Below are 19,098 nucleotides of genomic sequence, written 5' to 3' on the forward strand. Positions count from 1 at the left end.
CGCCGTCAAACCCCGCCCAGCCTCAGTAGTGAGGGGGCGGTGTTTCCTCCTCTTCACTCTTGATGTTCGAGGGGGACACTTCCTTCAATTGCCGATGTAACAGTTGCTTGGCTTGCCACAACTCGCGAAGCTCCAATTCCTGCTTAGCCACCTGCTCACTCAGCGTATTGATGATGTCATCCTGAAACGCCATCCGCGTTTCCAGTTCGTCGAGTCGTGTTTCCAGGTCTTTCTCGCTCATGTTCGCTGTTGCAACTCCCGTGCACGGATCGTTTGAGAATGTGACTATCGGTAGCTTTGATAACTTCGGCTCGTTGCTGATAACTGTGACACGTTGCGGGCCTGGCAATCCTATTGCCTTGGTCAGCTAACCGGATAATCTGCTATCATGCCGCTTTTGCCCGCAGGCGCCTTTACCAACAGGCCGACCGGCGGTTTTCATCGACCGGGTGTGCGATTTTACCCGATATCCGGTTTTTTATCGTTAGTGTTACAAGAATGGAGAAATCTTAGTCAATGCGTAATCCAGCCAAAGCGATCCTTGTTGCTCTTCTGATCGCCATTCCAGCTCCCTTTATCCTCGGTTTCCTGCTGGTGTCATTTACCCCGGAACTGTTTCAGATTCTTTCGCAAACCGAGACTAGCGAACTGGCCAACAGCACCACGTTTGTCCTTGGCAGTGCCCAGGGAATTGCCGCCTATATCATTGCACTGGTGATCTTCACCGTAGCCGGCTTCCTGGCAGTTTCCCTGTCGGCCAAGCAGAAGAGCACAACACGCAGCTCATCTGGTTCAGTCGCACGCTCACAGGGCCAGCCCTACAATGATGACGATGATGGCGACTACGACGACGGCACCCCTGAGGGTGACGAAGAAGGCACTGTTAAGTGGTTTAACGTAAAGAAAGGCTTCGGCTTCATCGTTCGCGACAGTGGTGACGAAGTATTCGTTCACTTCCGCGCCATTCGTGGCCGCGGCCGCCGGGTTCTGCGCCAGGGCCAACTGGTTCGCTTCAATGTTGTGGAAGCGGATAAAGGCTTGCAGGCGGACAACGTGTCTATCCTGAGCGACTGACACCGGTGTTCACGAAAAAGGCAGCCCTCGGGCTGCCTTTTTTAGTTCCAGACGACGAGGTTTTCACCCCGATGGTCCAACCGCCACCATTTTTCATCGGTGACCGGCTCTCCTTCCTTCCACTCACCCGGACTGCATCGGATCTCCGTATCCATGGAACGCCACGCGCTCCTCGCGCACTCCAGATCGGTATGCCAGGGCAAATTCTCTCCTTCCATCACCAGACAGGTGAAACGCTTTCCAAACGCACCCGGATACAACGATATCCTCAACCGCTTACCAGCACACAGGGCGTGTCCCTTGATCACTGACGTCACCTGACTGTCATCCAACTCCAGACTGTCGAGATGACCTGCCAGCCACTGTGAAACAGTGCCCTCCGCAAGGTCACGAATGTATATTTCCAGATCCTGCACCGGCTGAATCTCCATCCTGTTGGTTACAATGGAGCACATAGTGAACCGGGCCGGTGCCCGCTGCAAGCCAACGTTCCAGTTCAAGCTGAAGATCAGCCACCGACAAGCGTCTCAATGTACCTGCTGCTTTTCGCTCACACCAGTTTTTCTCCAATGCAGCTTGCCGGCGATCGATGTCGTCCAGCGCATCAGCGATTGGGGCCGGCGTCTCCGCACGTGCCAGCGCCACCAGATTCTGCCGGTGCAGTGTATCTGCGGCTCCGGCCAAAGCCACTCTGCCTATTGGGCCACAGCGGGCAAACAGATCCAGCCTGGCGGCGGCCCGTTCCACCCACTCCAGCATGGCACCGGGCGTGGTTACACGCTTGTCTGGGCAATGGGCCGCAAACCGAAGGACGGGGCTGGAAAGTTCAATCTTCCAACGCTTTTCGATATCAGGCTGATGCGCGGTTAATATCGCCTCGCGCTGATCAGTATCGGACTCCGGCAAATCGACAATCTGGAGAGATCGCCCCAGACGACGCTCTAAGGAACAATGATCTTCCTCAGCGCGCTCGGGCCCCAGTAGCAGGATTGGTCCTCGCCAGTTCGTCGCCAGCTCAGACGCCAGACTTCCCGGCCGATCCATCAGTAGCATCAAATCCGATGGCGATGTGTTGTCAAGCACCAGCAGCGGCCACTCACGCGTTGAGGTCTGATCTGACGGGGCAAGAACCGGCAGGTCGCTTGCCATTACCTCGGCCTCACGACGCAGGTCCAGCTCCAGATAATCCCGGTTTACCGCCGCCAGCATGATCGGTAGCCAACTGGATTTACCAGCTCCAGGTTCTGCTCGAATCCACAGCAACGAAGATGATGACGCGGACACCGTGATGGCAACATCCTCCGCCAGCGCCACCCACTGCGCATTGGTGACCACCAGGGGCGCACCGGTATTGGATTCGATTCCTGCCGGGACAGTGTCTATGCTTTCACATGGCCAATTGGGGACCAACTCAAGCACCGCAACATAAGCCTTATCCCGCAAACGCTCCATCCCCGTCGTGAGCACGCTGAGAAGCAGATTCCATTCGAGCCAGTGTGCGTCGCTGAGCTCTCGGGAGCACGCAAACCAGTCAACCAGCTGAGACGACAACGCGCCCTCTGCACCAACCTCAGTGACGATCGGTTGCTCACACTGTACGGTTCGCACCAGCTCATCAAGATCAATCCCGCAACTGCGCAGAAACCGGGGGATATCGGGGCAGGTATCAAGAAGCGCGAGCAGGAAATCTTCCACAGTGATAACGACACCACCGCGCTCAATTACGCTGTCTCGCGCTTTTACCAGCGCCGCCTGACATTCAGGCGCCAGGCAGCCTTGCCAATCATCCATCACACGCTCCATGTTGAAACCGCATCATCCTGATGCAAAAGCTGGGGCTACTGCATATAAGCGCCCCGAATCCGGCAGCCTACCAGCTACCAGTGTTTTCCATGCTGGCCCAGGGCTCTTTTGGCGCAAGCGACTCACCTTTTTGCAGGAGCTCAATGGAAATGCCGTCGGGGGTGCGCACGAAAGCCATATGACCATCCCTGGGAGGACGGTTGATGGTGACGCCATTCGCCTGCAGGTGCTCACACAGCGCATAGATGTCGTCCACCCGATACGCCAGATGGCCAAAGTTCCGGCCGCCGGAATACTCTTCCGGATCCCAGTTATAGGTCAGTTCAATCATTGGCGCTTTCTCTTCCCGGGCGCGCGCCTCATCCTCTGGAGTTGCCAGGAACACCAGGGTAAAACGGCCTTTTTCGCTGCTCTTCCGACTGATTTCTTTCATGCCCAGAAGGTCACAGAAAAAGTGCAAAGTCTCGTCGAGGTTGCTGACACGGATCATGGTGTGCAGGTATTGCATATCGGCTCCTGATTACGGCTAACTGATGTCGGGCGTGGGTTCGCCCTTACCTGACAACCAGTTTACGGTATTCTGGACGGATGACTGTACGTACCCCCAACAATAGCCTACTTGAATTTCGGCATCCTGCGGTTCGCCACCTGGGGTGGCTGTGTTCTGCGCCTCAGCTTTTGCATTCGCCGGCAACCTTTCAGCCCAGCGATTACCTGCCCCGGGATTATCTGGAAACCCTGAAACAATGGGACCAGAATCCCGAGACCGCACCAGCCCTGCTTAGAGAAGTTCCCCAACGCAGGCTTGGCTTTTACTTCGAGCGACTCTACGAAGTGATGCTCTCCGACCTACTCGGCTGGAAGATCCTGCTGAAGAATGCCCAGATCCAGTCCAACGGACACACCTTGGGCGAGCTGGATTTTATCGTTCACAACACCACAGATGATCGAATTGAACACCATGAGATTGCCATCAAGTACTATCTGGGCGTCCCCAATGGCGGCAGCGAAGCGCTCTGGTACGGCCCCAATGCCCGGGATCGCCTGGATATCAAAAGCGACCGGCTGATCAATCATCAGAGCACCCGTACCCAGCAGCCGGAAACACTGCAATTGCTTTCCAGACACGGAATAAGCGGCCCAATAACCGCCCGAATATTCATGCCCGGCTACCTGTTCTACCCGTTAGCCATTGCCCTGGAAGCACCCGCAACGACACCCCAAAACCATCTTCGCGGCTGTTGGACCTATGCCGACACACTGGAAGAAACGGATACCTCAACCTGGGTCCAACTGAACAAGCCACACTGGGTTGGCCCCTGGTGGCAGCCTGCAACACCACCGGGCACCGATGCCAGGCAAGCGATCACTGACATCCAAGTCGATCGCATTCCGCGCCTGTTCTCAGAACTTACTCGAGATAGCGCTTCCGACCACTGGAAGGAACGAAGAAGAATCTTTGTTGTACCTTCGTCGTGGCCGACTCAGCCTAAGTAGTCGATATCCGTATCGAAGTGGTTCGAACCGAACACGGGGAATAAACCCCTTTCAATCTATCAGATAGGCCAAGCGCCCTCCGGGCGCAGTTCCCGATACTCGGCCATGGACACCTTTCCAAGGTGAGGTGTCAATTTGCACTGACGCTTTGCCCAGGGAAAATGACTCTGGTTTGCCAACATCTCAACACCTTCTCCCGCCTTCCAGGCCTCCAAGTCGAGATCACGCCAATACCGAGGATTCCGATTCGTCTTTAAATCGTGATCTCGGGTAACGGGATCCAGGTGGCGGAAAGGCTCCAGACGGGGCATGTCTGGAAGCGGCTCGGTGACATCCATATAGCGTTGAAGCATGTCCCAGAGGGCGAGAACTTCTCCCTTCGTCGGCTCAATGCCGCTAAGCCAGGTCTGATTAAAAGTCTTCTGGGTGTAGCGATGGACAAACATCAGGCGGTAAAAGATTCCTCCGTGTTGAATCACACGCTCCACATAGGCATCAAACTCTACAAAAGGTGCTTCGAAAAAACGTTTTCGTCCCATCGCAAAGCGGACCTGACCGGTAATGCGGTTGAATTCGCTATATCCGTCCTCCAATGTTCTGTCTAACCTTTTTTCTAGACTTTTTTCGAATGGCTTCAGTAAGAAAGCCATGCCGGTGCTCATAAGCCAATTGGTCGTGCAGGGTGTCGCCCAAATAGCAAAGCCTATCCATCCGAAAGTGAAAAAGAAGACTAGGGCCGTCAACAATATAGCCGGCACACGTTGCACGAAATCAAATTCGCTTATACCCCAAATCATGAGTGCTGGCCCACCGAGCCAGAGGGTGAGCACCCAGGTGAGTGGAACGATCAATACCAAAAACCTGAAGCCAATTTTCCCATTGAGGAATCCGATCCTCTCATGGTTCCACCACCAATCCCTGTCTTTAAATTCTGGATCGCTCTTATCCTGACTCTGTACTGCTTCGACATCTTTCTCCATGAGGAAATAAGGATTCACTCCCGCATACGTCCCGATAGGCTGCAATTCATCACCAACCCGAGAGCGCTTGCCCCGGCATTCTGGCAGCACTTCAATATTGCAGGCCGAGTACGCCGTTTCTGCAATTGGCCGGATGTTTTCCATTTCTCTCATACTTCTACCTCAGTAAAAAACCAATAGGGCGAGTCTGGCTGAGAAAGTGGATCAGACGAATTACGTTCCTTGGCAGGAGGATTTCCATGACGCGACAAATCGAATAGCTCGAACTGATCATTTACTGGGGATGGCAGCACCAACGGCCCTTGCTCAGTACTGACAACCGCTTGAACTCCCACCCTAACTGTGGTCCAGATGGACTCGTCGTAGCCCCAACTGCTCCTGTATCCATTCTGAAGTTCCTTTTTAACCAAAAACCGAACCCCTCCTTCACCAGGCAATGATTGGCGAGCAACTACTTTTTTCAACGGTGTTGATGCTTGCATGTAATGGCTTTTCACTGTTCCCGCCGCTCCATACGTATCGATAGATGTGGAAGCATAAGCAATTTCCTGGACAGCCAGGCTAAACGAATTTTTGGGTATTCCCGGTACCTGCGTCGGAGACACCAACAACCTGCTTACAAGTGGCATCCGGACTGTAACCACGTAGTCTTCTGGCGCCGCCAAGTTCGTTGCCTGGGAGAACTCAAGATCCGGAGCGATATTTCGATAGGTTTGCACGTTGATAGAGATTGGAGACAGTAACGTTATTAGTTGGCCAAAATATGCACTATCTTCGGCGTTACCAGGATCAGGATTCGGATAGAGGCCTAGAGGCCCGCGTTTGAGTAGGTTTTCAAAAGGGTCGTCGGTGACGTTACTCGCATACAAACTCCCCCCTATAACCATTCCCATCCCGATTACCGCCCATCCCCACCCCGGAACCGCTAGTAGCGTTGCCATCAGGGGATGCGCCAAATAAATTAGACCGCCTGCAAGCGCAACTGCATGCCCAATTGCCGCATCGAAGTCCTTGCTATAAAAACTAAGCCCCATCTCAATGCAACTCAAAACGGCCGTCGCAGCACCAGCGATAAAGCTTGCCAAGCCAACAGTACGAACCAGCGTTGAGGCGCCAAGTTTTTGCAGGCGATTGCCAATGAAAAACCAATTTTTGACGTCGAAAAGAGGTCTTGTGGCAATCCGGTAACTTCTTGAGCTGGAGTTCTGTGCCCCACCTATTTCACCCAGAACTTGAGTGAGTTTGAGGGATGCCGCCGTTAAATCAACTGCGGCGCTAACAAATCTAGACACCAACAATGGCCATCGCCCACTTCCACGATCAGCACCTTCATTAAAGGCTTTAAGTTCAACGAAAACGTTAAAAGCGGCCAAGACAACCAGCCCGCGCGAGACGGCCGGCCCATCTACGATACCGCTTACGTTTTTAGAGAGATCCACCTTAATCAGGCTGAGTTTCTTGGCCTCGCTATGTCCCGTCGGTGCGTAGAATACGAGTGCGGGCCCAGCCACTTTCTGAATTGCCGTTTCCAGTTCATCGGCAGCCCGGGAGGGGCTGGTTGACCCCATCATTTCGCCAGAGTTATCGATCAAGTCAGCATAGAGATAATCGTTCTTTCGGGTCAGGATGCCTTCGGTTCGATCGAACTCGGTCAAGCCACGGTTGAGCCCTTCGCCTCGCACGCCGAGGATCGTGCCCGAAGCCTCAACACCGCCACGATTGACGATGGTGATGCCAGCAAGTGCTGGGTCAGCCAGGGTGAAGTTTGAGGCTGCAGACTGCATCACCCTTTGTATCTCAACCTGACTCACCACGCCCTCTTCCATGAGCCGCTCGCCTACCTTCAGTACCGCTGTGCTCCATTCCTCCAAGGCGCGTGCGACCAGGCTACCCACTTTGCCTGCGTCCGAAATATTTTTGACGATTCCACCATCGCCAGCCTCGCGGTCGTGGAGCTGTTTTTCCAGATAAGCAAGAGACTGGAGATTTAATCGGCCCAGCATCTCCTCCGTGATCTCGCTACGATCCTCCGTCAGCTGCAGGAGCAGATCATGTGCCGACTTGGACTCTTCGGACAATTCGTCGTCCGCGGTATCTGCAGATTGGGGTGCCCAGCCCGTCAGAAAGTCGCTGTCAAAGAGCCACCGCTTGAGGCTCTTGAAGAGATCATCCTCTCTGGCAAAGCCGTTTGCCCTGAGAACCCCCGGTATCTGCTGGAAAAGGTTCAACTTATCCGCAATCAGCAGGTATCCCTCGCAGATTGCCAGGTCCCCGCATTCTCGGTAATCATCCAGCACCGCCGCCAGAACCGAGCTCTTCATCATCTCCTGGAGCCGCTCCACGTGCCGGTTAATGACAGCAACCGCGTGGTCCTTTTCTTTGGTGTCGAGCACCGCGTCAAGCTTCTCTTTGTCGATGGCATCCGCGTATTTCTGCAGATCGGTTTTGCCATCCAGGGTCAATGGATCAAACACAGCCTGTCGGATCAGCATGGCGGAGTGGGCCATAGGCTTCTGCTTGATCGAGGCATCCACGGCATCAAGGTAATGGAGTGCGAGGTGCAGCTGGGCCAAAGAGTGACGCAACTGGAAAAGCGGGTCGGGGATTGAAACACCGACAACCCCCTTTTGACTGCGAAGCTCTTGCAGGCGGTCTTCGTCTGCGTCCCCGTTGAAGTCCATGCCCACTGAATCGTAGCCATCGTCAGAAGCAATCTGCTCAAGGCGACGATTCAGGCGCATACACAGTTCGGTGTCATCCGGAGTTTCGAAGTCAGGTCGGTAGACAGCCGGGTTTTCCAGCATCAGTTCCATACCGAGATCCCGGGCCCGTAGAGCATTCACGTTCGCAATGTTCGACGCCGGATAGCCCTTTTTAAAGACAAGGTCTTCGACCGTGGCGGCTGGCCAGGCATGCTCGATGCCACTGGTTCGGGTGAGCCTCGCTGTAGTGTCCTGCTCAAGACGAGTAATGTAACGCCAGTCCCACTGGACTTCGCTGTAGGCAACGCGGATTTCGTTGATGACAGCCCGGCCTTGCAGAAGAACGGGAACGAGGATGTTTGAAAGCCATTTACCTTCGCTGGCCCTGATCGCACTCGCCTCCTTCCCTGCCCCGGCTTCTGCCAGACGAATACTCTGGAGGTCGATATCACTCATTAGCCCATGAGTGTCAATTTCCAGCTCACGCCAGAGCACATCCCCTCGGAACACGTACAGATAACCAGGGCGAAGTAACGCGACAGCGCGTCCGGTATGGAAGGTCAGGCCACCGGATTTCACCGGCAGATTACCGGCAAGTTCTGCCAGCGGTTTGATCCGAAGCAGCGTGTTTTCCTGGTGTTCGTCCTGCTCGACATTCGATTGGGCATGCTCTAAAAGCGTGAGATTGATGTGCCCGCCGGCGCGTTTCGGAACCGACAGAACCAGTTCACCAGGATTGCTGTCATCGTATTCGGCACGGCGCCGCACCGAATTTTCCAGGGTTTCATCCATAAAACTCAGGGTATTGGTCATTGCTCCGACTCTCCGGCTACAGAGTTAATGACAACCACATTCTCACCGGTCGACGTGCCTCCAATGACGTCGACGATCAGCTCTCTCCGGGGTTTCTCGAATGCGCGAGGAGGAACAGATTCCGCTTCGGCGTTGCGTCTCTGGCCGAGTTCCGCAAGCATTTCAGGAGGAACGGCGGCACTGCTATCATTGCTCAGGCCTGCCGGCAGCTCCGCACTCGGCAGATCAACACCGGAGCCCTTACCCGGTGAGCCGCCAGAATTAATTTTGATGCCTGGACCGCTCAAGGTCACACCGCTGGCATCCAGCTTTATGAAACTACCGCCACCGGAAATAGTGAGCTCCGCACCGGCGTCCAGCACGACTTTGGAGCCAGCCTTGTGATGAACCTCGCGCCCAGCCTCACTTGCGGAGACTTCACCTACAGAGCTGTGCCAGGTGCCACCGATGTCGTGACTGAAATCTGCACCGTAGGACTCCCGCTTTTCGCCGTCGACGCCGACATGTTCGTTTCCTTTAACGTGGCTGAAACTGTGATTCTTCACGGTCAGGTGGCTGTCGTTTCTGATGACCTCGGTGCGGTTGTGCTCGGTGAGCAGGTCCAAGTCCTTCTGGGCGTGGACATAGACCTGTTCCTTGTCCGCTTCGTCCTCGAATCGTAATTCGTTACTGCCCTCGCCCTTGTGGGTCTGGGTTTTCAGGGTGGTGCGGGTTTTGTGCTCTGGCAGTGAATACGGTGGTTTGTTGATGGCGTGGTAGGTGCGCCCGGTGATGATGGGCTGGTCCGGATCGCCATCCAGAAAGGACACAATCACTTCATGGCCGATGCGGGGCAAGGCCATAAAGCCATACTGCCCGCCGGTCCAGCCCTGGCTGACACGGAGCCAGGCGCTGCTGTGTTCGTCATTCTGGCTGTAACGATCCCACGGGAAGCGCACTTTCACCCGGCCGTGTTCGTCGCAGTGAATTTCTTCACCTTCGGGGCCGGTGACGATGGCGATCTGGGGGCCGTCCATGATGGGACGATGAACACACTGCGGGCGCCAGGTGAGGTTCGCTGGGATAGCGCTGAAACGGTTGTGATAAGTGGTCGGTTCCGATCCGCCCTCTTCCTCTAACGCCTGCGGCTGCTTGCCCTGATGGGTCACGGCAGTGAGTAGCCAGTCCCGGTTCAGGTTCGGTTGGTCATGATCGGTGAGTTCAACCTTGGCACCCGGCGCAAAGTCCGGGCGATTGCTTTCGCCCTGAGCGGTACTGGCGTCATTCCTTAGTGCGTCCAGTTTAGCCTGGGTGAAGGGACGGCCACTGGCATCGGCCTTGAATCGGCCCGGATATTCGAAGTGCTGGTAGTCGTCGCGGTGGTTAAAAGCGCTGGTGCCCTGCTCGTGCATCAGGGCATAGGCAGGATTCTTGAAGGTGTAGTCTTTGAGCGCCACGGAAGTGGCTCGGACCCGCTCCTGGTAGCGAAACCGGAACACCGACATCTGCCGGTGACTGCCACCCGCAGAGGCGTTATATCCGACCGGAGCCAGAACCGGCGCGTCGCCGTGATGATCGGCCACGATCAGCCCGGCCGATGCACTGCCATCTACCGCGCCATGCTGATAGCGGTAATGCCAGCCCTCCTCTGCCGCCAATCGCTCCAGAAACGCCAGATCGCTCTCCCGATGCTGAACGCAGTATTCCCGCTCCGCCGACTCGCGCTTGAGCTCAAGCACCGAATCCACAATGCCCCGCTCTTCCAGCAAGGTACACACAATGGCATCAGGTTGCTGTCTCTGGAAAATCCGGCTGTTGTGCATCAATCCCAACCGCCACAACGGCGGCTGAATGACGAGCTCATAGCGGGTTCGCCGGTGGCCGGAGTCGCCGCGAACAAATTCACTGACCACACCGGAAAAACGACGCAACGGCTCACCATCCTGCCAGACCATCAGTTCGACAGGCTGTTCCAAGACATTCGCAGCACCAATAGCGGGATCAATACTGGCCAGCTGCAAGCGGCCATGAAACAACTCGGAAAGGGCTTCGGTCAGCGCAAAGCCAACCACAGAAAATACGTCGGGTGGGAGCTCACCAACACGGGCGGTGAACTGCAGTCCGCTTGCCTGAGGCATGTCTTCCGTCCTTGAAGAAAAAAGTCCTGCTCATCCTGAGCGTGAACGTAAGTATACCGGCGGTCTGGAGGAATGTAATCAAAACACACCGGTTACCTCTTCAGGATGAGAAGTTGACCACAGGCTCATTCTGCTGCACCCTAATCTGGTTTCATTACGCAACCGGAGAGCAATGTGAGCGAATATAATAATCGTGCTGTCGTACTCAAACAGCGCCCGCAAGGGGAAATTCAGCAAGGCGATCTGGTCATGGAAGAGCGCTCCGTCAGGGCGCCGGGTGACGGCGAAGTCGTTGCACAGATTCTGTGGCTTTCGCTGGATCCCTACATGCGCCCGCGCATGAACGACTCCAAAGGGTATATGGATCCCATTGGTATCGACGAGCCCATCGTGGGCGAAAGCGTTGCCCGCATTGTGGAATCCCGGTCGGACAAACTGAAGGTGGGTGATCTGGTGACCTGTTATTCAGGTTGGCAGGAATACGTAACCTTCCCCGCCGATGCTCCCATGGTTTACAAGATTCACCAGAAGGACAATGTGCCCGTGCAAACGTATCTGGGCGTGGCCGGCATGCCAGGCCGTACCGGTTTTTGCGGCCTGATGTACGTTGGTCTGCCCAAGGCAGGTGATACTGTAGTGGTCTCTGCTGCCTCCGGCCCGGTTGGCACGGTGGTCGGCCAGACCGCGAAAAGCGAAGGCTGCCGCGTTGTCGGCGTCGCCGGCGGTCCGGAGAAATGCGATTTCGTGGTTAACGAGCTTGGGTTTGATGCCTGTGTCGATTACAAGGCGGGCAATCTTGAGGCTGATCTTAAAGCCGCCTGCCCCGATGGCATCGACGTCTATTTTGAAAACGTCGGTGGAGCGGTTACCCGTGCGGTCGCGCCCCTGCTGAACACCGGTGCCCGGGTGCCCATCTGCGGTTACGTGTCAGCGTACAACGCCACCGACATGGCCTCAGTGGAAACTCCGTTTCATGTCCTCAAGGCTCTGGATCCCGTGCCCGAGCATCGCTTTTTCCTCGTCACCGAATGGCAGGACAAGCATCAGGAAATTACGGACATCCTGGCTTCACGCATCGCCAATGGCGAACTGAAGTACCGGGAAACCGTTGCTGAGGGCCTGGAGAATGCCGTTGACGCCTTCAAGGGCATGCTCAACGGCAAGAACTTCGGCAAGCAGCTGGTGCACATCGCCGACTGATCGGCTGTTAGCACGCTGAACACCGGGAAGGTCAGTCTGAAACTTTCAGCAAAACCTTCCCGGTGTTCTGATTCTCTGCAACGTAGGTCATCGCCTCTTCAACCTTGGTGATCGGCCACTCGCTGTCAATCTGAGGGCGGATCTGTCCAGCGCTCAACAACGGCCATACGTGCCGGTGCAGCGCCTGCATCACCTTGCCTTTATCGACCACGGTCCGCGACCGCAACGTGGAGCCGATCAGGCGATGACGCTTCACCAGCATGAGGCCAAGATCCACCTCGGCCGTGCGCCCACCCATCAATCCAATCAGTACGATCCGACCATCCACGTTCAGAACTTTCTGGTCCTCGCTGATGTAACTGCCCCCGACCGGGTCCAGCACCATATCAACGCAACCCCAGCTCTTGACCGCATCCACAAATGAACCGTCGTTGCGGTTCCAGACACCGGTCGCGCCCAGCTGCTGACAGGTTTCCAGCTTTGCCGCGTCGCCTGCGGTTGCAAACACCGGGTTGCCAAACGCTGTTGCCAATTGGATAACCGCCGTACCCAGGCCGCTGGCCCCGGCATGAAGCAGTAACCGCTCGCCCGGCTGCAGTCCCGCTTCCTGATAGAGGTTGAGCCAGGCGGTGGCGAACACTTCCGGAATGGCCGCAGCCTGGTCCAGTGAATACCCCTTGGGCACCGGCAATACCTGTACTGCGGGCACAACCACCTTGGTGGCATAACCGCCGCCCGTCAGCAAGGCGCAGACCTCCTGGCCCACTTCCAGGCCGCTGACTGACTCGCCCAGCGCCGCAATACGGCCACTGACTTCCAGCCCCAGGATGTCAGACGCCCCCGGCGGCGGTGGGTAAACGCCCGCTCGTTGCATCAGATCAGCGCGATTGATTGCAGTCCAGACAACATCGATTTCGACATGGTCGGCCGGCACTTCTGTGTAGTCGTCACAGTCCTCCCAGCTGAGCTTGTCTCCGATTACCTTGATCGCTTTCATCATGTCTGAGGTCTCGGTTTTGGAACATTAGCTCAGCATACCCGATGTTTTTCCAGCGTTGTAATGAGAATATTTTCATAGATGGCGGCAAGCTTCCCCAAGCCCCATTCGAGCGGTTTCCGGCAGTCGACAGATTCGCTCATTAATGTCACCAGCTGGTGGGCGGCGCCTCGCGCTTCGGCTTTGGCATTGTCAGGAACGCTGGGATAAAGCTGCGAGGATGGCACATATTCCGGGTACGCCAACCGGTCCGGCGCCAGGGCCAGGCAGCCGGATGCCATGGCCTCAAGCATCGATAGCCCCTGGAAATCATGCAGTGCCGAGGAGATCACCACATCCGCCTGACTAAGAAGCTGATCGTAATCCGAGCGCTGTGGCAGGAAGCCCCAATGCACCAGGCGATGGCCATGACACTGACGAATGGCATCGAACGCCTCCGGCTGCTGCCGAAAGGTTTGGCCTACCACGCTCAAGCTAAAATCCTGACCCTGGCTTTCCAGCTCATCCAACAGCAAGAGTAAGCGGTCAGGCCCCTTATCGTATTCCCATCGGTGATTCCAAAGCAGGTGTGGACAGGTTCGGTTCAGGGGTTCCGTGCGGTCAACGTACAAACGATCCTCAATGGGAACCGGCACTACCTGGGCTTTGTCCGCCAACTGATCGAGCGTCTCCAAAGGCACACCATCAGGCAGTTTGCGATAGAGCCCAGCCACGCCCTCCAGAAAACTGCGGCGGTTCCAGTCACTGTTAAAAAGGACAACATCGGCAGCGAGGGCGCTGTAGAGGTTTACCATCTGTGGGTCGACGCTGGCATGCTGCCCTTGCGACTCCGGATAGGCGAACTGGTTTTCATGCATGTACAACACGGCAGGAGTCGAGGCCAGGTGCGGATGCAGTCCGCGGATAGAGACGAGATCGACCATAGAGGTGACCAACAGCAGATCCCACCGCTGTTGCAGCAAGGGCTCGTTTAACCAGGTGAGTGCGTTGCCCCGTATCCGCCAGCGGAAAAACCGCGGGGGAAGAGTCAGTGTCTGCCATTCAAAGGATGACTGACTGGCGACCAATTGCTCCCGCCAGCGCCGGTGGCTGTCGGCATCGTAGGCGGAGAGCAGCAATATGCGGGGTTTGTGGGCTGGGATCGTGTCGGGCATGCAGGCATTCTGCCCTACTCCCGATTCGACAACCAGACGCTCTGATAGGGTTGTAGGGTAATGCTTCCGGACTGATCGTCGATGGTCATGCCCGAAATCAGGTCCACCCACTCATCGGTGCCAATCAGGTTAATGTCGCTAAGAGCAACCTGCTGGATCTCGTCACTGATGTTATGGATGCAAAAGATGGACTGGTCCCGTCGCATGCTCTGGCGCCAGAAACCAAACAACTGCAAACCAAGGTGCAGGGTGAACTGAGTGGCGTTAGGGTGAAAGGCCGCCTGTTTGCGGCGGATAGCGATCAGCCGCTTCAGCTCGTGGAAAGCCTTGCTGTGATGGGTCAGCGGGTCCTCCAACGTCTGTTCCAGCTTATCCAACTGCCACTGACTTCGGTTGATCGACCTGAGTCGGCCAGTGTTGGCCACTCGCTCCAGATCGTTTCCCGTGGCCAACAGGCTGTGAATGTAAAACGCCGGAATTCCTTCCAAGGCGAGCATTATCGTGTGGGCACAGACAAAGCGTTGATGCTGCCAGTGATCGGCACCGGATTCCGCAGTGCCCTTCAGGGCATCGTATAGGGCAATATTGATTTCATAGGGCTGGTCCCGACCATCCGGTGTGCGCCGGTACGACACTTTGCCGCCAAAAGAGTCCATGGTATTGATCAGGCGCTGTTTCTCTTCCTCGGTCAACAAACCGTCGGTGGGACGCATGCCAATGCCGTCGTGGGATGCAATGAAGTTAAAGTAGGAAGTTCCCATCTGCGCCGGCGGCATGCTCATCAGCCAGGTTTTCAGGTGCCGGCAATTGCCGGTCACCAGCGTATTGATCAGCAACGGCGGCAACGAGAAGTTGTAAATAACGTGGGCTTCGTTGGCGTTACCGAAGTAAGTCAGATTTTCCCGATTGGGCACGTTGGTTTCGGTGATCACCACCGCTGTGGGGCTATGGTGCTCAATCAGCAGCCGCAGGATTTTGATCAGTTCGTGGGTCTGCTGGAGGTGAATGCAGGAGGTACCGGACTCTTTCCAGAGGAACGCTACGGCATCCAGCCGAAACACTATTACCCCCCGCTCCAGGTACTGCCGGATGATGCCGGCAAACTCGATCAGGACCTGGGGGTTGGCGAAGTTCAGGTCGACCTGGTCTTCACTGAACGTGCACCAGACGTAACGTTCACCGTCCTCGGTCTGCACTGGGTTCAACAGCGGCGAGGTACGGGGCCGGACCACAGCACTCAGATCGTCCCGGGGATTGCCTTCAAAGAAATAGTCCTTACCCGGATCCACTCGCTTGCGGAAATTTTCAAACCATCGGCTCCGGGCCGACATGTGATTGATCACCAGGTCCGCCATCAGTTTGAAGTCAGCGGCAATGGCTTCGACATGCTCCCAGGTGCCATGGGATTCATTAACCGCCAGGTAGTCCATCACCGAAAAGCCATCATCCGAACTGAACGGGAAGAACGGCAGGATGTGCACCGTAGAAATGCTGTCTTCCAGGCAATCCTTCAAAAACTGATGCAAGGTGACCAGCGGCTTCTGATCGGGCTGCTGTACCGAGTCGGCGTAAGTAATCAGAACCACGTCGGACTCATCCCAGTTGTTCTGGTGTGCCGGTGGTGGTGGCTGCTCAGGCTCCAGCCCCATGGTTTCCAGCAGCTTGTCAGCCAGCCCATCGCACTCCAGATCCGGGTAAACGGTGGTCAGCAGGGAAACCAGCTTCGTTCTCAGCACCTGGGTCATGGGCGGAATTCCTGGTTATCAAGTTCCACGGCTTCCAGCAGCTGTTCCTTGATGTCAGGAATTGCACTGGTCACCCGGTTCCAACTGGGAATAAAGGGTGTGTCCATGGGGTTATCGAGAAAATAGGCGCCCGCGCGCATCACGTTCTGGGCGAACAGCTCCACTGCTTTTTCTTCCTTGTGGCGATCAAAGGTCAGGCCATTGATGATGGCATCGTTCTGGTAGGTCTCGACAAAATCCAGGGCGATACGGAAGTAAGAGGCTTTGATGGTCCGAAACTTCTCAGATGAAAAAATCTCGCCGTTGGTGGCCAGTTTTCGGAACAGCGCTTTGGAAATGTCCATGCTCATCTTGGACAGACCACGGCTGGCGTCTTCCGGTGACAATTCCTGATGCTTGTGATCGTAGACATCGGCAATGTCGACCTGGCACAGACGGTTGGTGGCATAGTTGCGTTTCATCTCGGACAGTACACCTACCTCAAGGCCCCAGTCGCTCGGAATGCGCAGATCATTGATGACGTCGGTACGGAAGGAGAACTCACCCGCCAACGGGTAACGATAGCTGTCGAGGTAGTCCAGGAAATCACTGGGGCCACACACTTTCTTCAACGCGCGAATCAGTGGTGTGACCAACAACCGGCTGACTCGGCCATTCATCTTCCCATCGGCCACACGAGCGTAATAGCCTTTGCAGAACATGTAGTTGAAGCCCGGGTTGGCGACGGGGTAAATCAATCGAGCCACCAGGTCCCGCGAATAGGTCAGTATGTCGCAGTCATGCAGCGCCACAGACTTGCTCACTCCGGACGCCAACACATAGCCAAAGCAGTACCAGACATTGCGTCCCTTGCCCATTTCAGTGGGCGCCAGATTCTGCTCGCGCAGTTTCACGTCAACATCCCGCAGCCGTGGTCCATCGTTCCACAATACCTTGAAATTCTGGGGCAAATCCGAAAAGTACTCCATCGCATGGCGATACTGCTGCTCATTAGCACGATCGAGACCAATGACGATCTGGTCCAGATACGGAACTTTGGTGAGCTCGTGCACGATGTTCTTCAGTGCGGGCCCTTCTAGCTCGGAATAAAGTGAAGGTAATACCAACGACATGGGCCGGGCCTTGCGGAACTCCATCAGTTCCGCCTCAAGATCCTCCACGGGCCGACGAACAAGGTTGTGCAGGGTGGTGACAATGCCATTCTGGTAAAAGTCGCCCATGGCGGCTCTCCTCTCTGGAACCGGTATTCTTGTTAGTAGCCGTACTCAAACAGGAGGTTGAGCACGCACTCGTTCCAACCCTCAGGGCCGGGCTTGAGGGAGCGCATGGCATGCTTGGCCGATGGCAACTGCACGTCGTCACTGTGAACTCCGCGAATGACAACCGGGATATCCGCCGACTCCAGCATCTGCTGATCGTTCGGGCTGTCTCCAAGGGCAATAGCAATTACCGGCTGCTCGCCATAGTGCTCCCGGTATTTACCCAGCAAAAAGTGGGCCCCATCGGCTTTATCGAATACCCCCATGGCATGAAAAAACCGCCCACCCTGCACCAGGCGCAGGTTCTCGGCCATCAGTGCAGTCTGAAATCCGGCCAGTTCGTCTTCTGAGCCCTCCCACAGCAATGGCTCGGTACCAAGCCGGTCCTTGGCCATTTCAGCCGATGCCACATCAAGCCCGGTCAGCGCCGCCAATTCCGTGGCCGACATATCCTCGAAGCCTCTGAACCGGGCGCCGGCCTGGCGTTGCGCCGTCAGCACCTTGAGTACATCCGCCCGGGGTGCCCCAAAATTAACCACCTGTTCCTCACCATTGCCAAAAGTGTCAGCCGGAATCACCACCGCTGCACCGTTTTCGACGATGAAAGGCGCCCCGTTGCCCAGCTCCTGCCGCACCTTTCGGATTTCCGGGGCCGTTTTGCTGGAGTTGAGAATTAACGGAATGCCTGACTGATCAAGCCGCTTAAGCGCGGGCGCAGCATCGTCCCAGCGGTAGTTCTCATGGTTCAACAGGGTGCCATCCAGGTCAGAGATGATCAGTAACTTCGGCTTGGTCATGGGAATACTCCGTTACTAGGTTCGGAACCGCGGCAACCCAAGGGAATGATCCTCAGCCACCTCAATCAACACATTCGCCCTGTCGGGCATCTCGTTCAGGCATGCCCGGGTAACGCGCTCATAGTGCATGATGAACCGCGCCACCTCGGCATCGGTCATAATGCGCAAGGATTGGGCAGCATCGGAACCTTCGCCCACTTTTGGTGCATTTTTGATCTTTTCCGCCAGCTTGTGCTCCTGCAGAGTTCGCCATTCCCGGACACTGTCCATGGACGGGGCTTTCAGCATCACCAGCGTATCCAAGTCATCAAAGAACCGGCGGTAACTGCCCTTCAGGCAGTTGTTCACCGTTCTGCGCCATAGGGCATCCGCGTCCTCTTCGGCCTCCAGAAGGTTCATCGGCTGCTCCAGTGCCTGATCGGGCTCGGGCCGAGCGCCCACACACCAGCCTTCCAACAGAATCACCTGCGCCGGCCCTCGGAATACCGGCCATTCAGAACGTGGAACCCGGTCATCGACAGACTTGTCAAACATCGGGATCGGAGTCTGGTCGATCGCCTGGGCAGCTCGGAGCTGCTTGATCACCTGCTGACCCAACCCGACATCGTGGGTGCCAGGTACGCCCCGGGTGCGGAACAGGGGATGAATTCGTTCAGCAAGTTCGCAGCGCTCAGCTCTGGTAAGGTAGAGATCATCCAGCGAAAAACTGGCGGTTGGGCAATGATAGTGTTTGCCCAGAATCTCCCGCAGGAACAGCGCCAGGGTCGATTTCCCGGTGCCTTGCGCGCCGTGAATGCCGACCACAATGGTCCTGTTGGCACTGCGCTGCAGCGCGACAAGGTGCTCAACCAGTGGGAGAATGGTCTGTTCAGCGGTGTTCACGTAGGTGGCAGGAAGTGCCTCCTGCTCGACCAGATCTTTGAGGGTTTGTCTCAGCTCAGGTTCAGACACGTTGTTGGA

Annotated in this window: 16 protein-coding genes; 3 read left to right on the top strand and 13 right to left on the bottom strand. The window is 56.1% G+C overall.

What is annotated here, in order from left to right; translation table 11 throughout:
- Window positions 1-22: 22 nt before the first annotated feature.
- Window positions 23-241: a SlyX family protein gene (locus FCS96_RS11475; RefSeq protein ID WP_138440525.1), complete on the bottom strand. Its 219-nt coding sequence runs from the start codon at window positions 239-241 to the stop codon at window positions 23-25.
- 275 nt (window positions 242-516) lie between these two features.
- Here FCS96_RS11475 and FCS96_RS20310 point away from each other — a divergent pair, with 275 nt between their 5' ends.
- The gene (locus FCS96_RS20310) at window positions 517-1,074 is read left to right on the top strand and encodes a cold-shock protein (protein WP_138440526.1); all 558 of its coding nucleotides are present in this window, start codon (window positions 517-519) and stop codon (window positions 1,072-1,074) included.
- Window positions 1,075-1,115: 41 nt separating this feature from the next.
- On the opposite strand, the gene FCS96_RS11485 is transcribed toward FCS96_RS20310, so the two are convergent.
- The 3 genes from FCS96_RS11485 to gloA all read right to left on the bottom strand — a co-directional run bounded on the left by FCS96_RS11485 (window position 1,116) and on the right by gloA (window position 3,385).
- Entirely contained in the window at window positions 1,116-1,490 is a 375-nt protein-coding gene (locus tag FCS96_RS11485; protein ID WP_138440527.1) for a hypothetical protein, read from the bottom strand.
- Window positions 1,462-2,865 carry a hypothetical protein gene (locus tag FCS96_RS11490; protein ID WP_138440528.1) on the bottom strand — a complete coding sequence of 468 codons (1,404 nt, stop codon included), beginning with the start codon at window positions 2,863-2,865 and terminating at the stop codon, window positions 1,462-1,464. Before FCS96_RS11490 ends, FCS96_RS11485 begins: the two co-directional genes overlap by 29 nt.
- Before the next feature lie 79 nt (window positions 2,866-2,944).
- Entirely contained in the window at window positions 2,945-3,385 is a 441-nt protein-coding gene (gene gloA / locus FCS96_RS11495; protein ID WP_138440529.1) for a lactoylglutathione lyase, read from the bottom strand.
- An 80-nt stretch (window positions 3,386-3,465) separates the two neighbouring features.
- Here gloA and FCS96_RS11500 point away from each other — a divergent pair, with 80 nt between their 5' ends.
- On the top strand, window positions 3,466-4,374 hold the full coding sequence (locus tag FCS96_RS11500) for a DUF1853 family protein (protein ID WP_138440530.1): 909 nt from the start codon (window positions 3,466-3,468) through the stop codon (window positions 4,372-4,374).
- 59 nt (window positions 4,375-4,433) lie between these two features.
- Here the strand turns inward: FCS96_RS11500 and FCS96_RS11505 are convergent, their stop codons facing one another.
- The 3 genes from FCS96_RS11505 to FCS96_RS11515 are packed head-to-tail and all read right to left on the bottom strand — an operon-like array spanning window position 4,434 to window position 10,986.
- Window positions 4,434-5,507 (bottom strand): hypothetical protein, encoded by a 1,074-nt coding sequence (locus FCS96_RS11505; protein ID WP_138440531.1) that lies wholly within the window; start codon window positions 5,505-5,507, stop codon window positions 4,434-4,436.
- Complete coding sequence (locus FCS96_RS11510; RefSeq protein WP_138440532.1) at window positions 5,504-8,869, bottom strand: toxin VasX; 3,366 nt, start codon at window positions 8,867-8,869, stop codon at window positions 5,504-5,506. The genes FCS96_RS11505 and FCS96_RS11510 overlap by 4 nt, the downstream gene beginning before the upstream one ends.
- A complete protein-coding gene (locus FCS96_RS11515; RefSeq protein ID WP_138440533.1) occupies window positions 8,866-10,986 on the bottom strand; it encodes a type VI secretion system Vgr family protein in 2,121 nt (706 codons plus the stop codon). The genes FCS96_RS11510 and FCS96_RS11515 overlap by 4 nt, the downstream gene beginning before the upstream one ends.
- A gap of 174 nt (window positions 10,987-11,160) precedes the next feature.
- Between FCS96_RS11515 and FCS96_RS11520 the strand changes: the two genes are divergently transcribed.
- On the top strand, window positions 11,161-12,186 hold the full coding sequence (locus FCS96_RS11520) for an NADP-dependent oxidoreductase (protein WP_138440534.1): 1,026 nt from the start codon (window positions 11,161-11,163) through the stop codon (window positions 12,184-12,186).
- 31 nt (window positions 12,187-12,217) lie between these two features.
- Here FCS96_RS11520 and FCS96_RS11525 read toward each other — a convergent pair whose 3' ends face one another.
- The 6 genes from FCS96_RS11525 to FCS96_RS11550 are packed head-to-tail and all read right to left on the bottom strand — an operon-like array spanning window position 12,218 to window position 19,089.
- Window positions 12,218-13,183: an NAD(P)H-quinone oxidoreductase gene (locus tag FCS96_RS11525; protein WP_407658108.1), complete on the bottom strand. Its 966-nt coding sequence runs from the start codon at window positions 13,181-13,183 to the stop codon at window positions 12,218-12,220.
- A 32-nt stretch (window positions 13,184-13,215) separates the two neighbouring features.
- On the bottom strand, window positions 13,216-14,337 hold the full coding sequence (locus FCS96_RS11530) for a tRNA-queuosine alpha-mannosyltransferase domain-containing protein (RefSeq protein ID WP_138440536.1): 1,122 nt from the start codon (window positions 14,335-14,337) through the stop codon (window positions 13,216-13,218).
- 14 nt (window positions 14,338-14,351) lie between these two features.
- Window positions 14,352-16,082, bottom strand: coding sequence for a sugar phosphorylase (locus tag FCS96_RS11535; protein WP_138440537.1), 1,731 nt, complete (start codon window positions 16,080-16,082; stop codon window positions 14,352-14,354).
- Complete coding sequence (locus FCS96_RS11540; protein WP_138440538.1) at window positions 16,079-17,302, bottom strand: glycosyltransferase family protein; 1,224 nt, start codon at window positions 17,300-17,302, stop codon at window positions 16,079-16,081. The genes FCS96_RS11535 and FCS96_RS11540 overlap by 4 nt, the downstream gene beginning before the upstream one ends.
- A gap of 32 nt (window positions 17,303-17,334) precedes the next feature.
- Window positions 17,335-18,138, bottom strand: a complete 804-nt coding sequence (locus FCS96_RS11545; protein ID WP_138440539.1) for an HAD-IIB family hydrolase — start codon at window positions 18,136-18,138, stop codon at window positions 17,335-17,337.
- Between the two features lie 15 nt (window positions 18,139-18,153).
- Window positions 18,154-19,089: a hypothetical protein gene (locus FCS96_RS11550; RefSeq protein ID WP_138440540.1), complete on the bottom strand. Its 936-nt coding sequence runs from the start codon at window positions 19,087-19,089 to the stop codon at window positions 18,154-18,156.
- Window positions 19,090-19,098: the final 9 nt, after the last annotated feature.

It is taken from the genome of Marinobacter alexandrii (genome assembly GCF_005871205.1).
Classification (GTDB): domain Bacteria; phylum Pseudomonadota; class Gammaproteobacteria; order Pseudomonadales; family Oleiphilaceae; genus Marinobacter; species Marinobacter alexandrii.